This window comes from Candidatus Hepatincolaceae symbiont of Strigamia maritima (assembly GCF_055505085.1).
In genome coordinates this window covers 1-5,609 of the sequence record NZ_DBKDTU010000213.1, presented here as the reverse complement: position 1 = coordinate 5,609, position 5,609 = coordinate 1, and the positions used below count along the sequence as shown (strand labels likewise).

Below are 5,609 nucleotides of genomic sequence, written 5' to 3'. Positions count from 1 at the left end.
CTCGGCATTCCTGCTGAACCGCTCTTCCGATCTTTTTAGAGAAATTACCAAACCTTTTAAATAAGTATAATACTGACTTATCATCTTTATCTGAAGATAATATAGATTATTTAGTATCTAGTAATTTTCTAATGGATCCGCCTAATATATGGCAGAATAGTTATGATACTATATATCAAGAAGTTTCTTTTGTAGCTTATAGCTATTTAGAAATTCAAGACGAAACAGAACAAGATATACTAGAAAAAGAAATTGAAGAGCAATACAATAATTCTAAACAATTTAAGTTAATGTGTGATTTTATACATAAATGCAAATTATATAAATTAGATCTAACAATGCAAGGTAGAGAATTAGGTAAATTATCCCAAGTTATCACTTAATTTCTTGATTTATATTTATATAAAATATACAATTTAGATGTTAGAAATAACATAAGTAGAGAGTGAGAAAGGAGCCCTGACTTAGTTTTGCAAGAAAGACTACGCTCAGCGGGGAGATGTCCGAGCCCCCACTCTCTATTTCTTTGTCCATTCTTTAAATTGTTCTTCTCTTATTTTATAAAAACTATTCATTAACAGTTCCCCTTCTGTTGTAATTTTTGTAGCAACTAAATAATAATACTTCCCTATTTGCTTTATATAAGCTTTTTTAGAGGCATTATAATGACCTGTACTGATAATATCTTGTATTAATGAATAATCACCGATGGTTAAATCTCCATGTGCTTTCTTTTTAGTAGCTAAGGTTTACTCTGATACCTTTAAAATTTTAGGTTTATTAGTAACACCACTTTGCACATAAGCAACTGGTACATAATTGAAAGCTCTGTTTTTTATAGACTTAATCTCATCTTGCACTTTTTTAGCTCTTTGAAAAAAAGCTTGTAAAAAAACTACTTTTAATGATATTAGATATTTGATTTTCTGCCATGTTCGGTGAGCTTTGTAATAACTTTTTCTCTAAGGTGTCTGATAGGGTTTTATTTCTAAATTTACCGCTATTAGATGACCACGCAGGATCTACACCTCTCATGTATTTAATGTTTCTACCACCTGCTGTTTTACTATCAAACTTAATGCTTGGAGTTTTACTTACCCCACCTCTTTTTTTACACTCTTCTTCACTAATTTGTACCACATAACATTTACAACCCCAGCCATTCGGTGGAAAGGCATTATCCCAAAATGGGTGGTCTATTGGTAAGATGAGGTCTTTCCATTCTGCGTGGTCTGTTCTGTGCTTTTTTGATGGTCATAACTTATACAAAAAATAAGGCAATACGTCCTTGTCTCTTGGGCTCTTTCCCACAGAGCTACACTTCTACTACTTCTTTTATTGGACTCATAAATAGTTTCTAATCGTCTTGGAGAACCTAGTTGGACAACTTTCTCTTTTTTTGTGATGGGATCCAACGTCCTACGTTGGCCACACCAACCTTTTTGTGTTAATATAGGCTTTAATTCTTTTTGGAATTGTTTTAACGTTTTCCCGTTATTTAATGCTTCAATTAAAGAGGCTTTAACATCATTTAAAATATCCGCCTCTGTGGATTTAGCAATAGTAAATACTGCTGAGTGCTCATTATGTAAAACATCAGTCCAATGATATGTTGGCTTATTTACTTTATTATCTAAATGCGTGCTTGGCATTATTACTTACTAATTACGAATTTTTGTAATGGTAATTCACTAAAAGCATCTAATTTACAAGCAAGTTCTACTGCTTCTTCTGCTGTTTTTTCTAAATGTAGTGCAGATAATGCAAAATAAAAGCCACTTCCTAGAGCATCAAATGTAGTAATTTCAAATACACTTAAGCTCCATAAATTAAACCTAAATACCTTGCCTTGAAATATGATTAACCCCATTACTTCTATGCTTTTTTCACTTGTAGCTTCACGATAGTAAATAAAAAACTTATGTAAAAACTCCGTAATATCTTTCACATTGTTACCTTCTGGAATATTTGTTCTGCTAAAAATTTTTAGGAAAATAATACAAGATGCATCCCCACAACATGCTATATATACATTGTTATTATTAATGATTTTTTCTAGTTTCATATCGTCTTTAATATGTCCTGCTGAGGTTATTCTTGTATCAGCTACTAAATGTATTTCATTATCGTAAATTTTAACTGCCACTGTTGTCATTGTGGGTATCCTTATTTAAGTTATACATTATCTTTTTTATTACCTACTATTTGTGAGGCGGTGTTTAGTTCTGAGAGATTGTTTTGCAATAAATTGCTATCTAGCTTGAGATTAGAGAGTTTATTGTTTAAATCATCATAATCTTTAGCTCTCTCTATAATTTTTAGAATTGGTGAGATTAGCTCTTCTTCTAAATTATTTAGTTTATTTTCTGTAATTATTGTCTCTTGAAGTTCGTCTAGTCCGTCTTTTACCACCTCATCATTATTAGCATCATCTTTATTATGAGTTTGTATGCTATGTTTTTGCCCCATATGCTTTTGAATGGGTGCTAAGTTAGTATATGGATTAAACCTTAAGACATCATCTTTTGTATTTAGTGGTTTAATAAATCCTAATCTCTCTATTACATCACTTTTACTAACCTCTAAGCCAAGTGGTAAAACTTTGGTTAGAACATCTGCTAATGTTGTTCTATCTTCTTTTTCTTGAATTTGCCATTTTATACGTGGATATTCTTTCTGCAATCCTATAGTTTGATTAATATATGCCTCTAAAAATTTATTTATTGTTGCCTCTAATTCTCTTGCATCACTCTTTACAATATCTAGTCTTATTTCATTATGAACTTTAGCTTGTGCCATTGAGGAACCATTATCACTTGTCATAGTTTGACCAAGTATTAGCTTTGATATTTGTTTATCTATATAATCAAGTAGTGAGGTGTATAGCCCTGCCCCATCACCCTTATTTACCTCATGAAAATCTATACTCATACTCTCCGGAATTATTGCCGCCGCATCTACTCCTAAATCTTTTACTGCCTTTTTTAGAGTTGCTATATCTGTAGTGGTTGGTTCAGCTCCGTACTTACCAACCCTTAACGGCATACCAAAGACTTCAGCAAAACTCATAAAGTCTCGCATCGCATAGGCTTTATAAAGTAGATAAATAGATGCCGGAATTGTTAAACCATTTCGCAGTTGTACTGAAGACTTTGAGGCGGGAGCATGTATTATAAACTTTTTCTCAAAAAAGCCCTCTTCCTTAGTTTCAACAATCGGCAAGAGTTTACTACCCGTATCATCCCATATTTTTAGCTCGCCATTGCTATCATAAGAGAACCAATAGGCAGGTAGATAGTTATAACCTACAACTTCATTGTCTCTCCAACTTACTTCACATACGGAAAATCCCTTAGCTATAGCATCTAATAAATCCATCACTAAGTTTGTGAAAAATGGCTTTTCTATGAGTTTATAGCAAGTATCTATTACTACTTCATTCTTTATCTCACCACTTAACAATGTAGGCTCTACTGTTATTAAAGCACGTTTGCGTGTTTGAATAACTGAGATAAAGTGAGGGTCTTTCTCTTCAAACTCTTCAGCTAAAATTAAGAATTCTCTTGGATTACCCTCTCTTAAATTTTTAAGTACAGAGGTTAATCTGGCAGGAGCTAAATTACTATAAATACTATCTTTTGTATGATTTATAAGAGAACTACCACCTTTTGGTTGTATTTTATTCTCGGTTAATAAATTACCTAGTTTTTTGTGTATTTGTTTATATATTTTCTTGAACATTTTCTCTTTTCTTTTCTTAGCATTCCTATATTCTCTTTCCTTACCTTCTTTTTATGAATAAAAAGAAGCAAAAACACTTTATCAATTTGTAAAAATTTTGGTTAAGCTTTTTTAAAAGCTTAGGAAACATATCATAGAATACCCTTAAAATCACTACTAACTACCGGTATATACTGATACTCTTGATATTTCACAGAACCAGCATTTATTGCCAACATTAATGCCCATGCTCTATCACTATGACTACCATTCTCTCTATTTGCTACAAACTTTGGTAATCCTGTTGCACTTGTTTCTTTTTTAATATTATGTAAATCTGTTCTTAAGCCTGCATGGTTTGGTATTCTTAGCTTTTTATCTTCAAAATACTGCTTTGCAACTGTTGCTAAGTCTTGCTTTGAGCTATTACTAAATAAAACTCCATGTATTTTACTATTACCAAACCTTCTTTTTGCATCCTCAACTACCTTCTCTCCCATCCCGGTTTGGTCAATTGCAATTTTTATTACTTTGTATTTTTTAATTAATTTTGCTAGCTCTTCTTCTTGGGTTAAAAAGGTTTGATTCTTTAGTTCCACCATCTCTCGTAACCACAGAACATCTCCTACCCTCTCAAGCACAATTGCTACCCATAAATCACCACGCCTTGCAACGTCTACTCCTATATAACAATTACCTTTTTTGTACATGGAGGGAATACCAGCATTAGAATTTTCAACAGCATTGATTAAATCATAAGTAAACCAAGATGTAGCCTCATCTATAAACTCTAAACAGAACTCTTGCAACCATGCCTCCTCATCATTTAGGGCTTGTTTTAACTCTTCAATATCTCTTGCTAAGCCTTGTTTTACTGCTTCAAATATATCTGTTCTATATTTTTTCCATAAACCTGTTTGATCATGCCATAGCTCATAAAATTTATTAGCTTTACCATTTGGCGTTGAAATAACTCTTAACTTCAAATTAGGTTTTGAAATAATAGGAAAAACCGCTTGCCAAATTTCTCTACTATCTTTATGAAAGGAAAACTCATCTAATAATACATTTCTACTAAATCCTCTTGCAGTATCCGGATTAGCAGGTAGTGCTGTAATTACCGAACCACTTGGAAATTTAACCTCTAAAGCATTATAAGTAGCCTCCTCCCCTTTGTGTGAATACTCTAAATATTCAGGTTCTTTTAAGTTTTTATAAATAGAATAAAAGGCTTTAGTTAGTGGTTTTATGGAGCTATCCATAGCAACTTTGCTTTGTCTCTCACCCCTGCTTAATATTACCCACTCAACAGCCATTTCTTCTTTTTCTGCAAGCAAACAATCTTGTACTATCTCCGCACAACTTGTGAAGGTTTTACCTGTTTGCCTTGCAAACAGAGCTATTTTAAACTTAGATTTATCTTTTAAATAAGCCTGTTGATAAGGATAAAATGTTATTAATTTATTAGCTTTTTTCATTCTATAAACCTAATATCCTCATAGCATCATCAAAAGACTTCTTACTTATCTTACCGCTTTTTCTGGCACTACTTAGTTTCTCACCTTGAGCTTGTTTGATTTCTCTCTCAATCTCTTTTCTTAGGTCTGCCTTGATTTTTTCTCTATCTTTGGTTGAAGACATAATCTCCTTTAAGGACTTTGCAAAGAAAAATACCTCCTTTGCCGGTACCTCCTTGCCCATAGTTAGCTGTAACATAGACTTGGTTAGAATTTTAGCTAGTAGTTTATGTAATTTACTCTCTTCATCAAATCCACTATCCTCAGGTAATAAATTAGCTATTTCTTTTACTGCCTGTAAATCTCTCATCTCCTCATCAAATGACTGCTTATACCTACCTAACCCTCCCCAAGAAATAGTTATACCACTAT

General features: G+C 32.6%; 7 protein-coding genes. 1 reads left to right on the top strand and 6 read right to left on the bottom strand.

Annotation, left to right across the window (positions count from 1 at the left end; genetic code table 11):
- The first annotated feature begins 131 nt into the window (after positions 1 to 131).
- Entirely contained in the window at positions 132 to 383 is a 252-nt protein-coding gene (locus ACQCX0_RS05860; protein ID WP_465029893.1) for a hypothetical protein, read from the top strand.
- A 481-nt stretch (positions 384 to 864) separates the two neighbouring features.
- On the opposite strand, the gene ACQCX0_RS05855 is transcribed toward ACQCX0_RS05860, so the two are convergent.
- The 6 genes from ACQCX0_RS05855 to ACQCX0_RS05830 form a co-directional block, all read right to left on the bottom strand.
- Positions 865 to 1,140, bottom strand: a complete 276-nt coding sequence (locus ACQCX0_RS05855) for a hypothetical protein (protein ID WP_462563237.1) — start codon at positions 1,138 to 1,140, stop codon at positions 865 to 867.
- 56 nt (positions 1,141 to 1,196) lie between these two features.
- The gene (locus ACQCX0_RS05850; protein ID WP_462563236.1) at positions 1,197 to 1,652 is read right to left on the bottom strand and encodes a phage head morphogenesis protein; all 456 of its coding nucleotides are present in this window, start codon (positions 1,650 to 1,652) and stop codon (positions 1,197 to 1,199) included.
- Positions 1,653 to 1,654: 2 nt separating this feature from the next.
- Positions 1,655 to 2,155 (bottom strand): Ntn hydrolase family protein, encoded by a 501-nt coding sequence (locus tag ACQCX0_RS05845; RefSeq protein ID WP_462563235.1) that lies wholly within the window; start codon positions 2,153 to 2,155, stop codon positions 1,655 to 1,657.
- A gap of 20 nt (positions 2,156 to 2,175) precedes the next feature.
- On the bottom strand, positions 2,176 to 3,741 hold the full coding sequence (locus ACQCX0_RS05840) for a phage portal protein family protein (RefSeq protein ID WP_462563234.1): 1,566 nt from the start codon (positions 3,739 to 3,741) through the stop codon (positions 2,176 to 2,178).
- A 131-nt stretch (positions 3,742 to 3,872) separates the two neighbouring features.
- The gene (locus tag ACQCX0_RS05835) at positions 3,873 to 5,198 is read right to left on the bottom strand and encodes a phage terminase large subunit family protein (RefSeq protein ID WP_462563233.1); all 1,326 of its coding nucleotides are present in this window, start codon (positions 5,196 to 5,198) and stop codon (positions 3,873 to 3,875) included.
- Position 5,199: 1 nt separating this feature from the next.
- Positions 5,200 to 5,609: phage protein Gp27 family protein (locus ACQCX0_RS05830; protein WP_462563232.1), on the bottom strand; the 410-nt coding region annotated here is incomplete at its 5' end.

Excerpts from the sequence above, each read along its gene's own strand:
- ACQCX0_RS05860 (WP_465029893.1), top strand. The coding sequence starts at position 132 with ATGGATCCGCCTAATATATGGCAGAATAGTTATGATACTATATATCAA.
- ACQCX0_RS05850 (WP_462563236.1), bottom strand. The coding sequence starts at position 1,652 with ATGCCAAGCACGCATTTAGATAATAAAGTAAATAAGCCAACATATCAT.
- ACQCX0_RS05845 (WP_462563235.1), bottom strand. The coding sequence starts at position 2,155 with ATGACAACAGTGGCAGTTAAAATTTACGATAATGAAATACATTTAGTA.
- ACQCX0_RS05840 (WP_462563234.1), bottom strand. The coding sequence starts at position 3,741 with ATGTTCAAGAAAATATATAAACAAATACACAAAAAACTAGGTAATTTA.
- ACQCX0_RS05835 (WP_462563233.1), bottom strand. The coding sequence starts at position 5,198 with ATGAAAAAAGCTAATAAATTAATAACATTTTATCCTTATCAACAGGCT.